Raw genomic sequence first — 18,157 nt, 5'->3', positions numbered from 1 at the left:
CAAGAGCTGAGACACCCCTCCCTTAAGCACCACGCAGGAGTGGGAAAGGGTGCCTGTCGCTACGGCAGTGGCTCTTCACCACGACGTTCCCGCAGGGCATTCAGCCGTTGTTTGAGCGATTCTTCGAGTTCTTCGATACTACGACGCTCCAGCAACATATCCCAGTGGGTCCGTACCGGTTTGGAGTTGTCTTCGACGTGCTGTTCACCGTTGACCAGCCGCGCCTCTTTACCGGTTTTTGTGGTCCAGGTGGGGGGAACTTCAGCTTCAGCGGCGAAGGTGACAATGACGGTTTCACCGTCTTCGCAACGGTACTCCACCCGCTGTCGGGCTGCCGGCTCCACACCGGCTTCAGTTTCCATGGACTGCGAACCTAGCCGCATCCCGCGAAGACTGCGATCACTCATCCAATAACTCCTCTATATCAACCTCAGTGGTGCTACCGCTGGCCCGGCAGAACACCGGCGCAAACTACCACTATAGATCATTGCTGATCGTCAGCACGACCGGCCTGCGGTGGATGCGGCGGACGGGCCGGCAGTCCATCCGCAGTGAAATCAGGCTCGGCCAAGGCCTCTTCCAAGCTGGTGTGCGACAGCTTGGGAGCCTTGGGAGCGTGCTCAGCAACCTCAGCGGCAGTAGTCGGCCGGGGCTTACGCCGGGCGCGACGCTGTTCGGACTCTGCAGTTCCAGCGGAGTCATGCTCCGAAGTACGCGGGGTCCAAGTAGTCTCAGCGCCATCGGCCGAGGAATTATTCCCAGCCCCGGTCTGAGGTGTCGACTGGGAACCATTCTGGTTAGTGGGGTTTCTCGGGCCGACGGGATCGCCACTGGGCCCTGGAGCGTGGAAACCGCCAGCAATATTCTTCAACGCGTCAGTCAGTTCAGACGGGATGATCCACATCTTATTGGAGTCGCCTTCGGCCAGTTTGGGCAAGGTTTGCAAGTACTGGTAGGCCAACAGATCCTGATCCGGGCGACCGGCGTGGATGGCCTCGAATACCGTGGTGATGGCCTCAGCTTCGGCGTTGGCACGCAAAATCCTGGCCTGGGCCTCACCTTCAGCAGCCAGCACCGAAGCCTCACGATTACCTTCCGCGGTCAAGATCTCGGATTGCTTTTCACCCTCAGCTGTGAGAATCGCGGCACGACGATCACGCTCTGCGCGCATCTGCTTTTCCATCGAGTCCTGAATTGAGGGCGGGGGATCGATAGCTTTCAGCTCTACACGAGAGACCCGGAGCCCCCATTTGCTGGTGGCTTCATCCAGCACGCCACGCAACTGAGTGTTAATCGAATCGCGGGAGGTCAATGCCTGTTCCAGGTTGAGACCACCTACCACGTTGCGGAGCGTGGTTGTGGCCAGGTTTTCCACGGCGTGAATGTAGTTGGCAATCCCGTAGGTGGCGCGGTTAGGGTCGGTGACCTGGAAATATACCACCGTGTCAATGGAGACCACCAGGTTGTCCTCGGTGATGACCGGTTGTGGCGGGAAGGAGACCACCTGTTCACGCATATCAATCAGTGGTAGCATCCGGTCGATGATCGGTACCAGCATGGTCAGGCCCGCTCCTTGAGTACGCTGGTACTTCCCCAAGCGTTCCACGATGCCCGCGCGAGCCTGGGGGACGATTTTGATGGCACTCGCCAGTACCGCGATGATCACGATGGCCAAGATGATCATCACGACGACAAGAATGATTTCTCCGGCACTCATAGTTCCTCCGGGATGAGTTTGTTGGGGCCTTTCAATTGTTCAACGCAATGAACGCTTTAGGGTGACAGATCTAACACGAGTATAGCGAGACCTCGCAGACGGGCATAGCCACCGCACCGCCTATCGCTGAGGACGGACCCATAAGATCGCGCCGTCAACCCGCTCGATCACGACTTCCTGATCCACCGCCAGAGGCATCGGGCTGGTGGTGCGAGCCGACCAAATCTCGCCATCGAGCTTGACGAAACCCGCGTGTTCTGACACCTCGCTAGTCACCGCCGCATTCCGGCCCGGATAGGCCTCAATCGAGTCATCGTGCGGATGACTGCCCGGCAAGCTCAAATGTCGCATCGCCACCGGACGCAGGGCAAATAACAACACCGCTGCTACCGCCGCGAACACGCCAATTTCCGCCGCGAAGGGAATGCCGAACAACGAGGCGATCAAGGCTCCGAGCGCACCACCGGCAAGCATGAGAAAGATCAGATCCAACATCATGAGCTCAACGAGCACTGAGCCGGCAGCGACGACCAGCCACAGCACCCAGGTGTTGTCAGACAGCCAGTCGAACATCCTGTGACCTCCTGAATGTGGTCGCCGAAGCACTCTCGGTTCCGTTGTGTCGTAGCCTACCGAAAAGCACCGCCCAACACAGTAGTCACACTTGACCACACAGACGATTCTATTTATAATTCAAGTAATAAAAATATCGATATCGACCCAGGGGAGAGGTAGCAACGATCCCAACGTTCACTATTCAATCCCAGAATCACACTGACCCTCGGGACCGAGATTGTCGAAGAACATCACTCAACCCCGTAAACTAGAAGAATGGCTACTGTATATCTCGCCGAAACAGAACCAGATAGAAATAGCATTCTCTCGGATTGGGTTGCTTCCCAATACTGGGGATCTGATGAAGACATAGAGATCGTCGGTAGCTACCATTTTGATGACACCGAAGGCTCCATCATGCTCGAAGGGTTCATCCTGCATCAAGGTGAACGCTTCTTACACGTGCCGGTTACATACCGCCTGAAGCCCCTGGCTGGCGCTGATTCATACCTGGTTGCCGAAATGGAGCACCCAGCGGTCGGACATCTGTGGATCTACGATGCGCTCGCGGATCCTGTGGCCGTACATTTGCTCAATCTGGCGATTGCCGGAGAAATTCAGCAAGCTGTTCCGTATTTCTATAATGCCGATGGACAGTACCTGGGGTCCGAAGAGTCAAACATCACACTGATCGTGCGTGGCGAGGTTCCTGAGCCCTGGGGCCAGGTCGGTGCACACCACGTCTTATTGCCAGACCAAACCGAGAGCACCACACGACGCATCGTGGCGATGTGGGACTCTGGTCAGTCCACCATCTATGAGCTCCTGGCACCGCAACCAACCTCGGATGAGACCACCACACCAGAAGAGACCGGCTCGATCGACTAAAACCACGAGCGAAAATCAGCCCGGGCGACCGTCTCTGGCCGGACCAATGGGTAAAACGCCGATAATCTACATTATGTCAACTTAACTCTGTATCGAGGTTTTCGGAGGGATCATCTGTCTATGTCAGCGCCCGTCTCCACCCCGCACGGCTCCTACCCCCGTCTCACGCTGGGTACGGCCACCTTTGATGCAGCCAATCCTGCGATCATCACCCCGCTCATGGGTTCGGGACGAAAACAGCTTCTGGGGCAGGCGGCATCGATCCGGGCCCATCCCGACTTCTCTTCGATCTCCGTGGTCGAATGGCGCGTGGACTTCTACGACAAATATGCCCAGCCGGCAAAGGTCACAGCCGTTTACGAGGAACTCATCGAGTTCTTTGGCGAGGTGCCGGTCTTGGCCACACTCCGAACGAGCGCCGAAGGCGGTCAGGCCGACGTCAGTGATCAGACGTACGTGCAGATTTTGACGGCGCTGGCGACCACACCGGGTGCTGTGATCCTTGATATTGAAACGGCGCGAGGCACCGCAGTCGAAGCGCTTGACCAGGCGCAGGCTCATAACGTCGCCACGCTGGGGTCTTACCACGATATTGAGCACACCCCATCGAGCTTCGATATTCTCGAACGACTCCAAACCATGGGTTACCGCGGATATGATCTGGCCAAGATCGCGGTGATGCCCAACTCCCCCTCGGACGTGATCCGGATCTATGAGGCCACCTATCAGGCCACCTCGGTCCTGACGCAACCAGTGATTTCCGTAGCCATGGGCCCGCTGGGCGTGGGATCACGGCTCTCGGGCGGAGTTTTCGGTAGCGCCGCGACCTTTGCCACCCTTCAGGGCGCTTCAGCGCCGGGCCAGGTGCCTGTGCGCTTGGTCGTTGAGGCTGGCCAGGCGATCTATACTTCGGCGAAAAATTCAAAGGATGAGACACCATGACTCACCCAGTCCCCTCCCCCTCGCGAGCAACCGAACAAGTCACCCAGCCTGTCCCAGGTGGCCGATGGCGCCCGATCGTGGCAGTGGTGATCGATATCGCCCTGGTGGCCGGATTTGCCGCACTCGGGATGAGTTCACACCAAGAAGAGATCACCGGTAGCGAGTTGTTCCGCGTGGCCGCCCCCTTTGCCATCGCCTGCCTATTCGCCAGTATCATGACAGGTTTTTGGCACAGCTGGCAGCGCATGTGGCCCGCTGGACTGGTGGTTTGGCTCTCCACAGTGTTTATTGGTGTGGCATTACGCGTGCTGATTTTCTCCGACGGTTCCCACTGGAGTTTCGTCACCGTCTCACTCATCGTGTTGGGCATCCTGCTACTCGGGCGCCGGGCCATCTCCCAGCTGATCACCGCAGCCCTTATCCGATCCGCACAGCGCAGTGTAGAGACAGACTAGACTAAGGGTCAGCCCGTCGTTGAACCGGCAGATATCGAAGGAGACACGGTGATGGTTACTGCGTTCGTGATGATCAAGACGGACACGAATCGTATTCCGGAGGTCGCAACTGAACTGGTGGATCAGGACGGTATCGCTCAGGTGTATTCGGTCACCGGATCGTGGGACTTGGTGGCCATTGTCCGGGTGCGTGAGTTCGACGACCTCGAAGACGTGATTTCTGATCGTCTCTCCAAGATTGAGGGCATCGTCGATACCGAAACCATGCTGGCGTTCCGTGCCTATTCCCAGCACGATCTAGGAGAAGGCTTCGCCCTGGGATTCGACTAACAGTCGACAGCACCGAGTAGGTTTTACCCAGCCCCGGAAACTGGCTGGTGGCTAGTTCCCCTGTGAAACCGCAACCCAGGTGGTCAGCACCTCAGCGGCCGCACCGGAATCAATGGACTCTCGGGCTCGATCCATGTTCTTGCCGATACGTTCAAACAGATGCCCTTCGGCCGAGGTGTCATAGGCAGTGAGCCCGGCGGCGGTGTTCAGTAGCACCGCATCCCGCACGGGACCTGGCTGACCAGCCAGCAACTTGCGAACGATCGTGGCGTTGTACTCGCCGTCTTTGCCGGCCAGCGCTTCGACCGGTTGCAATGAAATCCCGAAGTCCTGCGGGTTCAGCTCGTAGGTTTCAACCGCGCCGTCGCGAATCTCGTAAATCGTCGACGGACCCGAGGTGGTGATCTTATCGCGCCCGTCGCAACCGCGGAAGACCATCCCGCGAGTTCCACGATCCCTTAACACGCCGGCCAGTTTCGGGGCCATGGCTTCATGGGCGCATCCCATCGCCTGGGCCTCCGGGCGCGCAGGATTGGACAGTGGCCCGAGGAAATTGAAAGCCGTGGGCACACCGAGTTGTTTCCGGGTGGGCGCAACGAAACGCATCGAGGGGTGGTATTCCTGAGCAAACAGGAAGGTAATACCGGCCCGTTCCAGACACTCGGCCGCGCGGGTGTGCGCCATGGTCAGATCAACACCGAGGGACTCGATCACATCAGCGGCCCCTGCCGTGGAGGACGATCCACGGTTACCGTGTTTAATGACTTTCGCTCCGGCTCCTACCGCCACCAACGAAGACATGGTCGACAGGTTTACCGTACCTAACCGGTCTCCCCCAGTGCCCACGATATCGACCGCATCGGGGCTCAGATCGATCTGGGCAGCTTGCGCGAGCATCGCGTTGGCCAGTCCCATCAGCTCTTCGACCGTCTCACCCTTGGACGCCAGTGCGACGAGAAAACCAGCGATCTGGGCGTCCGACGCGTTGCCAGACATCATCTCGGTCATCGCCCACGAAGCAGATTCTACGGACAGATCTTCGCCGTGGATCACCGACGATAACAGGCTCGGCCAGGTGTGTGTGGAGCAGTTCGCTGTGGTATGCACGATCTCATCCTAGTACCTGCACGGCGCAGAACGTGCGCGAGTGAACACCAACATCACAGCCTCACGCCGCACCCGCTCATCACGAAACCTGTGCTGGCAACTCGGACCGCGAAAAGTCTCCTTTATGCCACGACGCCCTCGCTTCGCGGGTATTCACCTGCCGACGTTATCGCTCGTCGAGAATATGCGCGAACAAAACCAGCGCCTTCCGGAAATTGACATGTCGCAGAAAATTGATCCCACGGCACGACGCATCATCATCTGGGCGATTCTTCTTGTCCTGTCTTTGGCTCTGTTCGGCATCTCAGTGCTTGCTCAAACGCACCTGTCGAACAACGCCGCGACGTTGTCAACCGATCAAGTCAACCTGTCAGACGCAGTCGTTCTCTGGTGCGGTTTGCCCGGCATATTCTCCGCGACAATCCTCATCATCCTCGCTTTGAACGCCGACGAAACCCGGTTTTTGGAGAAAGCAGGGCTCCCCTCATCACCAAACACAGGTGCTTACCCATGCTTCGGGCGTCATCTTCCATGGCCTGCCGAAAACTGACTAAAAGGGTGTTGAAACCTGCAAAAACACTGAAAAATCAGGCCACTTGAGGGCCTCTAAGTGTTCTGTGTCACTCATTTTCCTCGTGAAACACGGCTCAACGATTGGAGAACGAGCCCACTTTCAGTCCATAATGAGAGGGTGACAACTACGACTCAAACCATCTCGCACCCCACCACAGGTTTCCCCTCCCGGCCGAATCTCGTCCAGGTCGGGACCATTGTTTGGTTGGCCTCCGAAATTATGTTTTTCGGCGGGCTGTTTGCCATGTACTTCACCCTTCGCTCGACGTCTCCGACCCTCTGGGCGGAAAACACCGAGATGCTCAGTGTGCCACTGGCGACTGTAAATACCTTGATTCTGGTCGCCAGTTCTTTTACGGCACAGTTTGGTGTTTTCGCTGCTGAACGCCTGCAACCCCGGCGCACCGGAGGCGTCTTGAATATCGGCAAATGGGGCATGGTCGAATGGTTCGTGCTGACCTTCATTATGGGCACGGTCTTCGTCGCCGTTCAGTCCTTCGAATATGCCGAGCTGGTTCAACACGGCGTCACCATCGCGTCCAGCGCCTACGGGTCAGCGTTCTACATCACCACCGGCTTCCACGCCTTGCACGTGGTCGGTGGTCTGGTCGCGTTCCTGTTCGTGATCGGTCGGGCTTTCTTGGCCAAGCGGTTCGGACACCATGAGGCCACGACCGCTATCGTGGTGTCGTACTACTGGCACTTTGTGGACGTTGTCTGGGTGGTGCTGTTCGGAATTATCTACTTCCTTCAGTAACCTAAGACTGTAAAACTTAATCACCATTCGCACCCTGAGGTCGTCGAGCCGGAAATGTCACGTCGGGCTTGACAAAAACGTAAGGAAATCATCAGTGAAGGCTCTTTCACAGAACCGTCGCCACCCCGCCGTGGCCGTCGCATTGCTCCTCATCGGGCTGCTGTTGACCGGTGGCCTGTACGCGTTGGCCAGTAGCCTCAATACTGCTAGCGCTACGACGGCTCAAGAGTATTCCGAATCCGATGTCGCTGCCGGCGAGCGACTGTTCAACGCCAACTGCGCCACCTGCCACGGCATGAACGCCACCGGCACCTCCGTTGCACCGTCGCTGGTGGGTGTGGGTGCTGCGTCTGTGGACTTCCAAGTCGGTACTGGTCGTATGCCGATGCAAATGCACGGACCGCAGGCTCAGCAGAAACAGCCCCAATTCAACGACGAACAAACCCAGCAGATGGCAGCCTACGTTGCCTCTTTGGGTGCTGGACCGGCTGTGCCAGAGGACGAATACCTCGACGTCGACCACGACGACGTTGACCTCGCTCGTGGTGGCGAGATCTTCCGCGTCAACTGCGCCATGTGCCACGCCGCCTCGGCTGGCGGTGGTGCCTTGACCCGCGGTAAGTTTGCGCCCACCCTGCATGGTGTGGAAGAAAAACACATCTATGAGGCCATGCAGACCGGACCGCAAAACATGCCGGTGTTCTCGGATGCCAATATTTCCCCCGACCAGAAGCGCGACGTGATCGCGTACCTGAAAGAATTTGAGAACCAGGGCCACCCCGGTGGATTTAGCCTGGGCTCTCTGGGCCCGGTTGCTGAGGGGCTGTTCATTTGGACTGCCGGGCTGGGTCTGGTTATCGGCTTCATGGTCTGGCTGACCTCGCGGTCGTCCTGACCACTGTGGCCACTGAGCGCTACCGATAACCCAACACAAGCACATTCATCACTCGAGTAAAGGAATCAGATCTATGGGCGAGCAACGCCACGGAGGACCCGAGACATCGGGCACCGTCGAGCGCGCTGGGGAAGATTCGGGTCGTTACGCAATCGACAACCCGGGTCTACCGCCACACCGGCGGCGTCTTGCTGACGAGGATCCACGAGAAGCCAAGAAAGCTGAACGGCAAGTCTCTGTGCTGTTCATCATTTCGATTATCGGCACGATCGTCTTCTTCATCGGCTACTTCGGTGTCGGTCAGATTGGCCCCGATACCGGGTTCGACACCTTGCGCTTGCAGAACACGCTACTAGGTCTTGGCACGGCCTTCGCGATGTTGGGTATCGGTGTGGGTATTGTGCATTGGGCCAAGACCCTGATGCCCGACCATGAATGGGTCGAGGACCGCCACGAGGTCACCAGCGCTGAAGACCAAGAGGAAGCTCGCAAGATTGTCAACGACGTCGTTGATGAGTCCCAGATCAAGCGTCGCCCGCTGTTGCGCAATACTCTCATCGGTGCACTCGCCCTGGCTCCGTTACCCGCTATCGCGATGTTCCGCGATCTGGATGACTCCGATAACCGCTCGGATAACGTCGCTGAGAACTTCGGCGTGGAGCGTTTGCGTCACACCATGTGGGACGAAGGCGTCCGGTTGGTCCGCGACATCACCGGCACCCCGATCAAGGCCAGCGACGTAACCATCGGCTCAGCTTTCCATGTGGTTCCTGAAGGATTGCTGGAGCTCGAGCACGACAAGCTGAACCAGAAGGCCAAGGCCGTAGTGCTGTTGATGCGGTTGAACCCCGAAGACTTGCAGATTTCCGAGGGTCGCGAGGACTGGAACGTTGATGGCATCGTGGCCTACTCCAAGATTTGCACCCACGTTGGTTGCCCGGTGGCGCTGTACGAACAGCACACCCACCACCTGCTGTGCCCCTGCCACCAGTCAACTTTCGATCTCACGCAGGAGTGCAAAGTGATCTTCGGACCGGCTAGCCACGCGCTGCCGCAGCTACCGATTACCGTTGACGATGAAGGCTTCCTGGTTGCGCAAAGCGACTTCCACGAGCCTGTTGGACCTGCCTATTGGGAGCGTGACAGGAACCGATGACCACAGTCCACGATTACAATGCATCCACTCGCACCGGTAAGATCGCGAACTTTGTCGATACTCGCGTTGGTGCTTCCAAGATCATCAAGGAGTTCGGACGCAAGCTGTTCCCGGACCACTGGACCTTTCTGTTCGGTGAAGTCGCGCTCTACAGTTTTGTGATCCTGGTGCTCTCCGGAGCTTTCCTGACCTTCTTCTTCGACCCGTCGATGTCCCACGTGACCTATGAGGGTTCATATAAACCGCTCTACGGTGTGGAAATGTCGGCAGCCTATGCATCCGCTCTAGATATCTCCTTTGATATTCGTGGCGGTCTGTTTATGCGCCAACTGCACCACTGGGCAGCTCTGCTGTTCATGGCTTCGCTATCCTTCCACATGTTGCGTGTGTTCTTCACCGGTGCCTTCCGTCGCCCGCGCGAACTGAACTGGGTCGTGGGCTGTACTTTGCTGGTGCTGGGCATCCTGGCTGGCTTCACCGGTTATTCCTTGCCGGACGATGTGCTCTCCGGTAACGGTCTGCGTATTGTCGACGGCATGATCAAAGCCGTTCCGATTGTCGGTACCTACATCTCGATGTTCCTCTTCGGTGGCGAGTTCCCCGGCGAGGACATCATCAGCCGGTTGTACTCCTTGCACATTATGGTCATCCCCGGTCTACTGATCCTGTTGATTGCAATCCACCTGTTCATGGTGGTCACTCACAAGCACACCCAGTACCCGGGTCCTGGCCGCACCGAGCAGAACGTGGTGGGCTACCCAATTGGCCCCGTGTACGCTGCCAAAGCCGGCGGGTTCTTCTTCATTGTCTTCGGTATCCTGGCCCTGATTGCCGGCCTGTTCCAGATGAACGCGATCTGGAACTACGGACCGTATGACCCCTCCCCCGTTTCGGCTGGTACCCAGCCTGACTGGTATGTCGGCTTCGGTGACGGTGCCTTGCGTCTGATGCCCGGTATGCTCGGTGATTTCTCCTTCCTGTGGCACATTCCCATGCCGTGGGGTGAGAACGCTCTACCGATGGGTGTGTTGGCTCCGTTGATCCCCATGGGCCTGTTGATCCTGGGGATGTTCGTCTGGCCCTGGATTGAACGCTGGATCACCAAGGACAACCGCGAACACCACGTTCTGGACCGTCCGCGTAACGCCCCGGGTCGTACCAGTGTCGGCGTAGCCGGTGTCATCTTCTACTGTGTAATGTGGGCAGCAGCATCCTCGGACTTGATCGCTACCCACTTCCACGTTTCGCTCAACGACGTGACCTACGTGCTCCGCGTGCTGTACTTCTTGGGCCCGATCCTTGGATTCATCATCACCCGCCGAGTGTGCCTGTCGTTGCAACGCAAGGACCGCGAGATCGCCTTGCACGGTCGTGAGGCCGGTATCATTCAGATGTCTCCGGGCGGTGGCTTTTCCGAGAAGCACGAACGGGTCAGCGACTACCGTCTCTATGAGTTGGTGGCCTTCGAATCCCAGAAGCCGGTTCCTGCTCAGCCCAATAAGAAGGGCAAAATCGGTGGCATGGAAAAGATGCGCGCTGGCCTGGCACGGTTGCTCTACGAAGAGCGAGTCGAGCCGGTTTCCCGTGCTGAGCTGGCTGAAGCCGAGGCCCACGATCACGGTCACGAGGAAATCACCGACGCCACCTCGGACACCAACTCGCTGGAGCGCTAAGCCGGCAACGACATAGTCTGTGGCCCACTCCCCTGTTGCGGGGTGTGGGCCACAGCTGTCTATCGTACGTTTAGGTAAAGGGTGACTCGTCTTGCGTTTGTGCCTAGGCTGGGTGGTATGACGACCATTAACAGTACACAGATTCATCTGCAATCTCGCCCGCAGGGCGTCCCGACCCACGACAATTTTGCGACCGTCACCATCGGCCTTCCTGATCTGGGCGACACCGAGGTGCGTGTGGCCAATGATTTCGTCTCGGTTGATCCATACATGCGTGGACGGATGAGTGATGCCAAGAGCTACTCAGCCCCCTATGAGGTCGGCGAGGTCATGAGCGGTGGCGCTGTAGGACACGTCATCGAGTCTCGTGATCCCAATCTCCCAGAGGGCACCATCGTCCTCCACAATCTGGGATGGCGCGATATTGCTCAGGGGCCCTCCGAGATCTTTCGCCCGATTCATCCTGCATCCGACGACATCCCCTTATCGCTGTACTTCGGACTACTCGGTATGCCCGGCAGAACGGCCTATGTTGGTTTGACGCGTGTCGCACGATTACAGCCAGGCGAAACAGTCTTCGTCTCCGGTGCGGCCGGCGCGGTGGGCACCGCCGTGGGCCAGTTTGCACGGTTGCTGGGCGCCAGCAAGGTATATGGCTCAGCGGGCGGACCCGAAAAGTGTGCGTTAATCACCCAGAAGTACGGATTTGATGAAGCCATCGATTACAAGGCCGCCCCGATTCGAGAGCAAGTCAACGAGGTCATCGGTGACGATGGGCTCAATGTGTATTTCGATAATGTCGGAGGCGACCACCTGGAGGCTGCCATCGACGTGCTGGCACCGTTCGGACGCGTCGCGATGTGTGGTGCGATCGGTCAATACAATGCCACGGAACCGCAACCGGGGCCCGACAACATGACCAAAGTCTTGCGCCAGAAATTGCGCATTCAAGGCTTCATCGTCGGAGACTACACTGACGACCTCGGCGATGAATTCGACACTGTGGTCGGCAACTGGTTTGCAGACGGAAAGCTGACCTACGACGAAACGGTGGTCAACGGCATTGAGAATAGCGTTGATGCCTTCCTGGGGCTCCTGCGGGGAGAGAACTCCGGGAAAATGGTCGTCAAGATCTAGCCTAGCCGTCTCCGCTCAGCCCAAGATACAACGCCAGCACGGACCGGTTCCGTGAACACCACATAAACAAGGACCGGCCGTTATCCGCCAAGCAAAGCGGATAACGGCCGGTCCTTGTCTGTCACGTCATACTAGGCGGGGCTGAATTTTCGCCTTAGTGGGCGTGCTCCCCCGTCGAGAACTCGAAGACCCATCCAATGAGGAAGAACAAGCCCAGCGCGGCACCGATGAAAAAGATCCACCAACCGACAGCAACGCCGAGCACAATGACTGCGCAGGCCACGCCCAGCCCAAGCGGCCACCAGCTCCACGGTGCAAAGTTGCCGTAGGTACCGGAGTATTCCTCGATCTCACCGTCTTCCCGATCGGACGGTCCGGTCTTGAATTTCCGGTCGGTGAGCCACAGGTAGAAGGAGATCATCCAGCTCATCGCTGCCAGGGCAAAGAATGCCGGGATGCCAACCCATTCGGTGAAACGCGTGGCGAACATGTAGATCACAGCGACGATGACGAAGAAGGCACCAATGATGTTGAAAACGGCGATTGATGGTTTCATGCCCTTGCACCTTCCTTGTCGATACGGTATGAGGACTCAGGATCCGGCGAACTGGGCAGCAACTCGGGATGGTGCAGGTCCAGTGCCGGGCGCTCGGAACGGATCCGCGGCAGAGCGTGGAAGTTGTGGCGCGGTGGCGGGCAGGAGGTTGCCCACTCCAGCGACCCACCGAATCCCCACGGGTCGTCGACGGTGACCTTCTTGGCCTTGCGGTGGGTGATGTAGATATTCCAGAAGAACGGAATCATCGAGGCACCCAGCAACATCGCAAAGACCGTGGAGAACTGGTTCATACCGGTGAAACCGTCTTCCGGCATGTAGTCGGCGTAACGGCGAGGCATGCCCATGACACCCAGCCAGTGCTGGACCAGGAAGGTTCCGTGGAAGCCAAGGAACAGCATCCAGAACTGGATTTTCCCCAGACGTTCGTTGAGCATCTTTCCGGTGAACTTCGGCCACCAGAAGTAGAAGCCGGCGAACATCGCGAAGACCACAGTACCGAAGATCACGTAGTGGAAGTGTGCCACCACGAAGTAGGTGTCGGAAACGTGGAAGTCCAGCGGGGGGGAGGCCAGAATGACACCGGTTAGACCACCGAAGAGGAAAGTGACCATGAAGCCCAGCGTCCACAGCATTGGGTTCTCGAAGGTAATGGATCCACGCCACATGGTACCGATCCAGTTCACAAACTTCACACCGGTCGGGACCGCGATGAGCATGGTCATCAGCGAGAAGAACGGCAACAGTACCGAACCGGTAACGTACATGTGGTGTGCCCACACGGTCATAGACAACGCAGCGATAGCGGTGGTCGCAAACACCAGAGACTTATACCCGAAGATCGGCTTGCGGGAGAAAACCGGGATGATCTCTGAGGCAATACCGAAGAACGGTAGTGCGATCACGTAGACCTCGGGATGTCCGAAGAACCAGAACAGGTGTTGCCAAAGGATGGCGCCACCGTTCTCGGGGTTGAAGATGTTGCCATCAAAACGACGGTCCAGACCCAGTGCAAAGAGCGCGGAGGCCAGTGGCGGGAAGGCCATCAGGATCAGGATACTGGTGATCAGGGTGTTCCAGGTGAAAATCGGCATACGCCACATGGTCATACCTGGAGCACGCATACTGATGATGGTGGTGATGAAGTTGACACCACCCATGATAGTACCGAAGCCCTGGAGCGCCAGACCAAAGACCCAGAGGTCACCACCCACACCGGGTGAGAATGTCGTGTTGGATAGGGGCGCATAGGCGAACCAACCGAACGAGGCTGCACCCTGCGGCGTCAGGAACCCGGCGGTGGCGATCAGCGAACCGAACAGGAAGAACCAGAAGGCCAGGGCGTTCAGCCGAGGGAAGGCCACGTCCGGGGCACCAATCTGTAGTGGCACCAGCACGTTGGCGAAACCTACGAACAGCGGTGTGGCGAACATCAACAACATCAGGGTTCCGTGCATGGTGAACAGCTGATTGAACTGTTCTTTGGTCTGCAGGATCTGCATACCTGGACTGAACAGCTCGGCACGAATCAGCAGTGCCATCACACCGGCGATACAGAAGAACGCAAAGGAGGTGATCAGGTACATGTACCCAAGCGTCTTGTGGTCAGTGGTGGTGAGCCAGTTGACGACAATGCGCCCCTTGGATACCGGAACTACTCGAGGTTGAGCTCGAGTCTGCGAGTCATCCTGGGTGTATTCATAGGTGGTCATAGTTATTACTCCTCAACCCGTTCCGGGTCACCGAGCGGAATCTCAGCATCTTGCTGACCGTCTTCGTTCTGGTTGGTGTTACGGTTCAGCTCATCACCGGAGAGACCCTCAGGCATCTGCTCGAGTTGGTCGCGGAATTCTTCTTCCGAGACAACTTCGACGTTAAACAGCATTTCTGAGTGGTATTCACCGCACAGCTCAGCACACTTGCCCTGGAAGGTCCCTTCTTCCTGAGGGGTCAGGTACATATGGTTCGTCTGGCCGGGAACCATATCAAGCTTTTGCAAGAAGGCTGGGATCCAGAAGGAGTGGATCACGTCACGAGATTTCAGACGGAACTCGACAGGAACATCAACCGGCAGATAGAGGGTCGGCAACGTTTCTTCGACGCCTTCGGACCCGTCGAGGTGAGCCTGCTCGCCGTAGAAGTGACGCTCTTCGCCATCGTATTCGTAGTCGAAGTCCCACGCCCACTGCTTACCGTAAACGGTGACGGTCAGCGGGGAGTCTTCAACCGGAGTATCGACCGAGCGCTGCACGCGGTCGGTGAAACCCCACAGGGTGAGGACCAAGATGATCGGGATGATAGTGAACATGGTTTCCATCGGAACGTTGTAGGCGTTCTGACGCGGAAAACCACGATCTTCCTTGCGACGACGATAGGCGATCATGCACCACAGCATCAGGCCCCATGCCGCCACGCCGATGACCAAGGCGGCGATCCACGAGCCGACCCACAAGTGGGTCAGTTCGTCCGTGTGGTTCGTGGTGTCGTTGCTGCCTGGTAGCCAGCCACGCTTTACTTGTTCTGAACATGCCGTGAGAACAAGCAACCCGATGGTGGCTAGCGCTCCTCCTTGGAGAAGCCGTTTACCGTGGCTGCCGGCTTGATTCTGCGATCTCACAGACGGCCCTTCCTCTTCATTACAAATCAGTGCGAGTGTGTCTATATAGAACTGTACCCCGTTTTCCTCAGCGGACTGAAGTCTGGGCACAGACCGAGACCATTATGGTGTTTTCTATTTTAGAGTCTCAGGACCACCTGGGGTGAACAATGACACGAGACAGCGGACCAGATCATGGGCTCATGGTTTGGTCCGCTGTCATTTACTGTCCCGTACCTCGGTACTGCGCTCTGGTCTGGTTCCTGAGCCGTTAGTGGAAGGAATCACCGCAAGCGCACGATCCTGCAGCGTTTGGGTTGTCGATCGTGAATCCCACTTTGGTGATGGAATCTTCAAAATCAATGTTGGCGCCGATCAAATACGGAACTGACATCTTATCGACGATCACCTCAACGCCGTCGAAATCGCGGACGGCATCTCCGTTAAGGACGCGCTCATCGAAGTAAAGCTGGTAGATCAGTCCGGAACAGCCGCCGGGCTGAACAGCGATGCGCAACCGAAGATCTTCGCGGCCCTCTTGGGTGAGTAGCTCGCGGACCTTCGCGGCCGCAACGTCACTGAGGGTGACCTCGTGGGTGGGCAACCCGTCGGCAGGTGCGGCCGGCGGCAGATTCACGGACGACTGTTCCTGTGCTTCAGTAGTCATTTTCCGCCTTCTCTCAGATCGTTCAAGGAGATCACGTAGATCGGATGGGTCAATCAGTTCGCACCTGGGCCTGACGGCCTCACGGAAGCCATAGCCTCAGATGCTTTGTCTTCCATTGTAGACACTCTCTTATCAAGGGCCGGGTGTTTTGTCACGCAGAGCGCAACCCGGGGTCTCAGCGACGGTCCCCTGACCACCTGGTAGATCGTCGCCCCCAGTGTGCCCGCTGAAACAGACATGATTGTTAGCGTGAGTCATAGGTTACCGAACAAGTTCGTTTTCAGAAGCGTTAACAGCACGACCGCACTATCGTAGAAAGGATCTTGGCTAGGATGGCCTCGATCTTCCGCCCGCGTACGGTCACCATCCCCGAGGAGCACCTGGACGAACTTGACACAGTGGTGCGGGGAATGCCGCAACGATATGGCAAACAGGTCGCGACTTTCGGTGATGAACTCTGGACGGTCGAGGGCCAGCCTCAGCTCGGTCCGGAGCCCTACGGTAGCGGTGACAGTTTTCGCTACACGACTACCTTTTCAATCCTCGAGGACGATCTCTCAGCACAAGCACAACAACAAGTTGTCGAGGATTTCCAGGACCTCGCCGACGAGTTGGGGCTAAGCCGCAACGAGGGCAACCCGTCCGAGCTAACCGCCAGCGACTGACCCAGCGGTGGGATTGTTCTATTGTTCACGATCTGGCCCGATTAAGCAGACGGGCCAGCAACAGGATTTCGGCGGTAATGCACCGGTAGAAATCCGGAAGGTACAAGGACTCGTTGGCCGAGTGCGCCCGGGTATTTGGGTCCTCCACCCCGGTGATCAAAATAGTGGCTTCGGGGAAGACTTCGGCGAGATCTCCGGTCAGGGGGATGGACCCGCCCAGACCGGTGGCGACCGGGTCGGTCCCAAAAGCATCCCGCAGACAGGACAACATCAGCTGGGTGGTGGCCGAGTCGAGGTCAGTGCTAAATGGTGAACCTTTCTCGCCCGGTTCCAGGGTGATCTCGGCGCCGAAAATATCGAGGGACTCCACGTGCTCCCGGACGCGTTGCATCGCCTCGTCGGGGGTCACCCCGGGGCCGATGCGTAGTGAGAACTTCGCCCGGGCCTGCGGGATGATGGTATTTGAGGCGTGGTTGAGCTCCGGTAGGTCGGTTCCCAAAATGCTCAGGGCGGGTTTATGCCAGAGTCGTTCGGCAATCGACCCGGTGCCGGCTAACCGCACCGAGTCCACGATGCCGGCCTGGGCACGCAGGTCCTCTTCGGGGTAGTCCACCTGGGCCTGGCCCGATGTTCCGTGCAGGCCGGGGATGGCCACGTCTCCGTGCTCGTCGTGTAAGGTCGCAATAACTTTGGAGAGCACGGTGGCCGCATCAAGTACCACTCCCCCAAACAGGCCCGAGTGCACCGCGTGATCGAGGATTTTGACATGAATGGTGCCATCAACCACCCCGCGTAGCGAGCTGGTGATCGCGGGCACGCCTTCGGCCCAGTTAGCTGAGTCGGCAACGACCACCACGTCGGCGGCGAGCTTGTCGCGGTGGCGGTCAAGGAAGGCGCGGAAGGTCGGTGAGGCGACTTCTTCTTCACCTTCAATCAGCACGGTGATCCCCAGCCCGTGGTCAGTACCCAGTAGCTCGTTGAGTGCGGTCACCGCTGCCACGTGGACCATAATCCCGGCTTTATCGTCGGCGGCCCCGCGACCGTAGAGGCGGTCGCCGATACGTGTGGCAGTGAAGGGGCCGGTGTCCCACAGGGCCAGATCTCCGGTGGGTTGCACGTCGTGGTGGGCATAGAGCAGGATCGTGGGGGCTCCCGGGGCCGGCGCCCGGCGGGCGAGCACGGCCGGGCCACCGCGGTCGCCTTCCGGTTGCTTCGGATCCAGCGGTTCGCTCAGGATCTCTACCTCATCGAAACCGGCCCGGGTCATCAGGGCTTTCACGGCTTCAGCGCAGGTGTCCAGCACGGTGCGGTCGTAGCCGGGAAAGGCGATGGAGGGGATCGCGACCAGCTCGGTGAGGTGTTGCAGAATCTGGTCAGCGTGAGCGGTGACCCAGTCGGTGGCATCGTCAGCGGTGAGTTCAGTGTGATCGGCCATGAACACCACAGTAGTTGTTGGTGCGGGTCGGGTGGCAGAGGGTGAGGGTGATT

Annotated in this window: 20 protein-coding genes; 11 read left to right on the top strand and 9 right to left on the bottom strand. The window is 58.1% G+C overall.

Going from position 1 to position 18,157, the window contains the following annotated elements:
* Window positions 1-59 precede the first annotated feature (59 nt).
* From DCC25_RS02970 to DCC25_RS02960, 3 genes are all read right to left on the bottom strand, one after another.
* Window positions 60-407 (bottom strand): RNA polymerase-binding protein RbpA, encoded by a 348-nt coding sequence (locus DCC25_RS02970; protein ID WP_110098352.1) that lies wholly within the window; start codon window positions 405-407, stop codon window positions 60-62.
* Window positions 408-484: 77 nt separating this feature from the next.
* A complete protein-coding gene (locus tag DCC25_RS02965) occupies window positions 485-1,684 on the bottom strand; it encodes an SPFH domain-containing protein (protein WP_370443904.1) in 1,200 nt (399 codons plus the stop codon).
* Window positions 1,685-1,837: 153 nt separating this feature from the next.
* A complete protein-coding gene (locus tag DCC25_RS02960; protein WP_110098354.1) occupies window positions 1,838-2,290 on the bottom strand; it encodes an NfeD family protein in 453 nt (150 codons plus the stop codon).
* A gap of 258 nt (window positions 2,291-2,548) precedes the next feature.
* Here DCC25_RS02960 and DCC25_RS02955 point away from each other — a divergent pair, with 258 nt between their 5' ends.
* The 4 genes from DCC25_RS02955 to DCC25_RS02940 all read left to right on the top strand — a co-directional run bounded on the left by DCC25_RS02955 (window position 2,549) and on the right by DCC25_RS02940 (window position 4,887).
* Complete coding sequence (locus DCC25_RS02955; RefSeq protein ID WP_110098355.1) at window positions 2,549-3,160, top strand: hypothetical protein; 612 nt, start codon at window positions 2,549-2,551, stop codon at window positions 3,158-3,160.
* 120 nt (window positions 3,161-3,280) lie between these two features.
* The gene (gene aroD / locus DCC25_RS02950; RefSeq protein WP_110100556.1) at window positions 3,281-4,102 is read left to right on the top strand and encodes a type I 3-dehydroquinate dehydratase; all 822 of its coding nucleotides are present in this window, start codon (window positions 3,281-3,283) and stop codon (window positions 4,100-4,102) included.
* Window positions 4,099-4,557 carry a DUF3054 domain-containing protein gene (locus tag DCC25_RS02945; RefSeq protein ID WP_110100555.1) on the top strand — a complete coding sequence of 153 codons (459 nt, stop codon included), beginning with the start codon at window positions 4,099-4,101 and terminating at the stop codon, window positions 4,555-4,557. The genes aroD and DCC25_RS02945 overlap by 4 nt, the downstream gene beginning before the upstream one ends.
* A 51-nt stretch (window positions 4,558-4,608) precedes the next feature.
* On the top strand, window positions 4,609-4,887 hold the full coding sequence (locus DCC25_RS02940) for an Lrp/AsnC family transcriptional regulator (protein ID WP_110100554.1): 279 nt from the start codon (window positions 4,609-4,611) through the stop codon (window positions 4,885-4,887).
* A 51-nt stretch (window positions 4,888-4,938) separates the two neighbouring features.
* Here DCC25_RS02940 and trpD read toward each other — a convergent pair whose 3' ends face one another.
* A complete protein-coding gene (gene trpD / locus DCC25_RS02935; protein WP_110100553.1) occupies window positions 4,939-5,997 on the bottom strand; it encodes an anthranilate phosphoribosyltransferase in 1,059 nt (352 codons plus the stop codon).
* Window positions 5,998-6,034: 37 nt separating this feature from the next.
* Here trpD and DCC25_RS02930 point away from each other — a divergent pair, with 37 nt between their 5' ends.
* The 6 genes from DCC25_RS02930 to DCC25_RS02905 all read left to right on the top strand — a co-directional run bounded on the left by DCC25_RS02930 (window position 6,035) and on the right by DCC25_RS02905 (window position 12,185).
* Window positions 6,035-6,544, top strand: a complete 510-nt coding sequence (locus DCC25_RS02930; protein WP_146206401.1) for a hypothetical protein — start codon at window positions 6,035-6,037, stop codon at window positions 6,542-6,544.
* A 141-nt stretch (window positions 6,545-6,685) separates the two neighbouring features.
* The gene (locus DCC25_RS02925) at window positions 6,686-7,324 is read left to right on the top strand and encodes a heme-copper oxidase subunit III (RefSeq protein WP_233242921.1); all 639 of its coding nucleotides are present in this window, start codon (window positions 6,686-6,688) and stop codon (window positions 7,322-7,324) included.
* Between the two features lie 94 nt (window positions 7,325-7,418).
* The gene (locus tag DCC25_RS02920; RefSeq protein ID WP_110098369.1) at window positions 7,419-8,219 is read left to right on the top strand and encodes a c-type cytochrome; all 801 of its coding nucleotides are present in this window, start codon (window positions 7,419-7,421) and stop codon (window positions 8,217-8,219) included.
* Between the two features lie 73 nt (window positions 8,220-8,292).
* A complete protein-coding gene (locus tag DCC25_RS02915) occupies window positions 8,293-9,375 on the top strand; it encodes a ubiquinol-cytochrome c reductase iron-sulfur subunit (RefSeq protein ID WP_110098370.1) in 1,083 nt (360 codons plus the stop codon).
* Window positions 9,372-11,048, top strand: coding sequence for a ubiquinol-cytochrome c reductase cytochrome b subunit (locus DCC25_RS02910; RefSeq protein ID WP_110100551.1), 1,677 nt, complete (start codon window positions 9,372-9,374; stop codon window positions 11,046-11,048). Before DCC25_RS02915 ends, DCC25_RS02910 begins: the two co-directional genes overlap by 4 nt.
* Before the next feature lie 117 nt (window positions 11,049-11,165).
* A complete protein-coding gene (locus DCC25_RS02905) occupies window positions 11,166-12,185 on the top strand; it encodes an NADP-dependent oxidoreductase (RefSeq protein WP_110100550.1) in 1,020 nt (339 codons plus the stop codon).
* Window positions 12,186-12,339: 154 nt separating this feature from the next.
* Here the strand turns inward: DCC25_RS02905 and DCC25_RS02900 are convergent, their stop codons facing one another.
* From DCC25_RS02900 to DCC25_RS02885, 4 genes are all read right to left on the bottom strand, one after another.
* Window positions 12,340-12,741, bottom strand: a complete 402-nt coding sequence (locus DCC25_RS02900; protein ID WP_110100549.1) for a cytochrome c oxidase subunit 4 — start codon at window positions 12,739-12,741, stop codon at window positions 12,340-12,342.
* Entirely contained in the window at window positions 12,738-14,453 is a 1,716-nt protein-coding gene (ctaD, locus tag DCC25_RS02895) for a cytochrome c oxidase subunit I (protein ID WP_110100548.1), read from the bottom strand. Before ctaD ends, DCC25_RS02900 begins: the two co-directional genes overlap by 4 nt.
* A gap of 5 nt (window positions 14,454-14,458) precedes the next feature.
* Window positions 14,459-15,358 (bottom strand): cytochrome c oxidase subunit II, encoded by a 900-nt coding sequence (coxB, locus tag DCC25_RS02890; protein ID WP_110100547.1) that lies wholly within the window; start codon window positions 15,356-15,358, stop codon window positions 14,459-14,461.
* Window positions 15,359-15,608: 250 nt separating this feature from the next.
* On the bottom strand, window positions 15,609-16,004 hold the full coding sequence (locus tag DCC25_RS02885) for an iron-sulfur cluster assembly accessory protein (protein ID WP_110100546.1): 396 nt from the start codon (window positions 16,002-16,004) through the stop codon (window positions 15,609-15,611).
* A 332-nt stretch (window positions 16,005-16,336) separates the two neighbouring features.
* Here DCC25_RS02885 and DCC25_RS02880 point away from each other — a divergent pair, with 332 nt between their 5' ends.
* The gene (locus DCC25_RS02880) at window positions 16,337-16,669 is read left to right on the top strand and encodes a hypothetical protein (RefSeq protein WP_110100545.1); all 333 of its coding nucleotides are present in this window, start codon (window positions 16,337-16,339) and stop codon (window positions 16,667-16,669) included.
* A 25-nt stretch (window positions 16,670-16,694) separates the two neighbouring features.
* Here DCC25_RS02880 and DCC25_RS02875 read toward each other — a convergent pair whose 3' ends face one another.
* Complete coding sequence (locus DCC25_RS02875) at window positions 16,695-18,104, bottom strand: M20/M25/M40 family metallo-hydrolase (protein ID WP_110100544.1); 1,410 nt, start codon at window positions 18,102-18,104, stop codon at window positions 16,695-16,697.
* Window positions 18,105-18,157: the final 53 nt, after the last annotated feature.

The organism is Auritidibacter sp. NML120636 (genome assembly GCF_003185945.1).
In the GTDB taxonomy this organism is placed as follows: domain Bacteria; phylum Actinomycetota; class Actinomycetes; order Actinomycetales; family Micrococcaceae; genus Auritidibacter; species Auritidibacter ignavus.
Note: the sequence above shows the minus strand (reverse complement) of the source record. Positions and strands in the feature narration are given on the sequence as shown.

Excerpts from the sequence above, each read along its gene's own strand:
- DCC25_RS02970 (WP_110098352.1), bottom strand. The coding sequence starts at position 407 with ATGAGTGATCGCAGTCTTCGCGGGATGCGGCTAGGTTCGCAGTCCATG.
- DCC25_RS02915 (WP_110098370.1), top strand. The coding sequence starts at position 8,293 with ATGGGCGAGCAACGCCACGGAGGACCCGAGACATCGGGCACCGTCGAG.
- DCC25_RS02900 (WP_110100549.1), bottom strand. The coding sequence starts at position 12,741 with ATGAAACCATCAATCGCCGTTTTCAACATCATTGGTGCCTTCTTCGTC.
- DCC25_RS02905 (WP_110100550.1), top strand. The coding sequence starts at position 11,166 with ATGACGACCATTAACAGTACACAGATTCATCTGCAATCTCGCCCGCAG.
- DCC25_RS02945 (WP_110100555.1), top strand. The coding sequence starts at position 4,099 with ATGACTCACCCAGTCCCCTCCCCCTCGCGAGCAACCGAACAAGTCACC.
- DCC25_RS02960 (WP_110098354.1), bottom strand. The coding sequence starts at position 2,290 with ATGTTCGACTGGCTGTCTGACAACACCTGGGTGCTGTGGCTGGTCGTC.
- DCC25_RS02940 (WP_110100554.1), top strand. The coding sequence starts at position 4,609 with ATGGTTACTGCGTTCGTGATGATCAAGACGGACACGAATCGTATTCCG.
- DCC25_RS02875 (WP_110100544.1), bottom strand. The coding sequence starts at position 18,104 with ATGGCCGATCACACTGAACTCACCGCTGACGATGCCACCGACTGGGTC.
- DCC25_RS02965 (WP_370443904.1), bottom strand. The coding sequence starts at position 1,684 with ATGATCATCTTGGCCATCGTGATCATCGCGGTACTGGCGAGTGCCATC.
- DCC25_RS02885 (WP_110100546.1), bottom strand. The coding sequence starts at position 16,004 with ATGACTACTGAAGCACAGGAACAGTCGTCCGTGAATCTGCCGCCGGCC.
- DCC25_RS02910 (WP_110100551.1), top strand. The coding sequence starts at position 9,372 with ATGACCACAGTCCACGATTACAATGCATCCACTCGCACCGGTAAGATC.
- ctaD (WP_110100548.1), bottom strand. The coding sequence starts at position 14,453 with ATGACCACCTATGAATACACCCAGGATGACTCGCAGACTCGAGCTCAA.
- DCC25_RS02955 (WP_110098355.1), top strand. The coding sequence starts at position 2,549 with ATGGCTACTGTATATCTCGCCGAAACAGAACCAGATAGAAATAGCATT.
- DCC25_RS02880 (WP_110100545.1), top strand. The coding sequence starts at position 16,337 with ATGGCCTCGATCTTCCGCCCGCGTACGGTCACCATCCCCGAGGAGCAC.
- aroD (WP_110100556.1), top strand. The coding sequence starts at position 3,281 with ATGTCAGCGCCCGTCTCCACCCCGCACGGCTCCTACCCCCGTCTCACG.